This window comes from Endozoicomonas sp. ONNA1, assembly GCF_024606325.1.
Taxonomy (GTDB): Bacteria; Pseudomonadota; Gammaproteobacteria; order Pseudomonadales; family Endozoicomonadaceae; genus Endozoicomonas_A.
Map to the genome: position 1 here is coordinate 1 of NZ_JAHHPN010000976.1, position 1,605 is coordinate 1,605.

Here is a 1,605-nt window from a genome sequence, read left to right on the forward strand (position 1 = left end):
CACCTTCATGCGTCTTATCGCCTGTGGCGATCAGCCTCCTGCGCTGCAGCACCTGGGTCAATCACTTTTTGTTAATGATGAGGCTCTTTTAGCAGCAGCCACCTCTGCCTACACTCAGGTTCACGTTCTGGGGGAAGGTATACAACAGAAAGCCCTTAATGATCTGTTGTCATACCATAAACCCGTCGGCTATGTTGTCCACATCGAGGATGTGGCACAGCCTTATCCTGTGCCTGAGGGTTATCCAAAAATGGAACTGATTCAGGCTACAGGGGAAGTGATTGTTTTCCGTAGTCAGAAACAGAATCCGACCGATATCGCTTTTGTGGAAGGTCTCTACGACCTATGGGGAGAATTTGATGGTAATGACCGTGCTTCTGAAGCAACAGCTCAGCTTATTAAAAAAGACAAGGTCAAAAGCTACCAGCACGTCATTCGAAGCAGGCAGATGGCACTGCTGGAGACTTTAGCTGCCGAGCACAATGCTAATGAACAAACAATAGCCGCATTCGAAGATAAACTGGTGACGCTTGCATTCTATGAATCTCTTCAGCAGGCATTGACCAGTGCCAGCTCAGATGGAGCAGATGAATTTGAATTCACAATACCACACATCAGAGCCGCTTCGTCGTTCATCACGCCAACCTGGATGCATATGCAACTTGCAAAACATTTCGTCTTTAAACCCACACTTAGAAACCTTCTGGCTAACCGGTATTTTTTCCAGAATATTCAGAAAGTCATACCCATTGCCGCCGAAGTAACTGGAGATCCTTTTGCCGAAGACGAACGCTTTGCTTCCAAATTGATGGGTGACATTACCGGGCAACTGTTTGAGATGGAAAGCAAGCTGGAAAAGTTGCAGGTAAAAGAGGCTGAACTTGCCGAAATATCAAAGACAGCACGTGAAACAAGGGCAATGGCCACTCAATGTATTAAGGAAAATCACAGGGCAGTAAACCTCAATCAGCTACAGGAGGCTGAGGTTAAAAGGCTCCGTCAAGACTTGGCGGATCTGAAAAACACCAAAACACCGAACCGTCCCAAAGCCAGCCCTGAATACCAGCTTTTCGATTGTTGTCAGTACATTCTGAGACTGATCTTCCGGAGGCTCGTGAGGGATGACCGGAAAGTGCCTCTTCAGGTTTTTGAAGACTTCCACAATCCGGCTGGCCTGATCAAAACTCAAATTGTCTCCGACCATTGTCTGTAAGCGAATCGGTGCAAATTCATCGTCAAAATCGAAAGTCGTAAGGAACGGTGTTGCCTTACCGCTCTCTGCTGCTGCTTCGGTCAGGCCCAGTGCGGCTTCCAGAGCCTGTTTTTTGAGAGGGTGCTGCTGCACGAATTTGTGGATATCAGCCCGGGCTTTTTCCTGTTTCGGAGTGAACTGGAAGGGACCGCCGTCATGTTCGGCGGCTTCCTCTGCAGCCTTCAGGACTTCGTTCATTTTCTCAATGTCTGCTTCTCTGGTTTTAATCTCATCTTCCAGACGAGCTTGTTTCTTAATCAGTTGCTGGATCGTGCCGCCAGTACCATCGTAGCCGCCCAGTTGTGGTTCATAATAAATACCCTGTCCGGGAGGGAGACGGCAAAGCTCTCAGT

General features: G+C 48.2%; 2 protein-coding genes. Both read left to right on the forward strand.

Features of this window, described 5'->3' with window-relative positions:
* The coding region (locus KDK19_RS23555) for a hypothetical protein (RefSeq protein WP_257293078.1) at positions 1 to 1,213 on the forward strand (1,213 nt) is incomplete at its 5' end.
* A 120-nt stretch (positions 1,214 to 1,333) separates the two neighbouring features.
* Positions 1,334 to 1,605: hypothetical protein (locus KDK19_RS23560; RefSeq protein WP_257293079.1), on the forward strand; the 272-nt coding region annotated here is incomplete at its 3' end.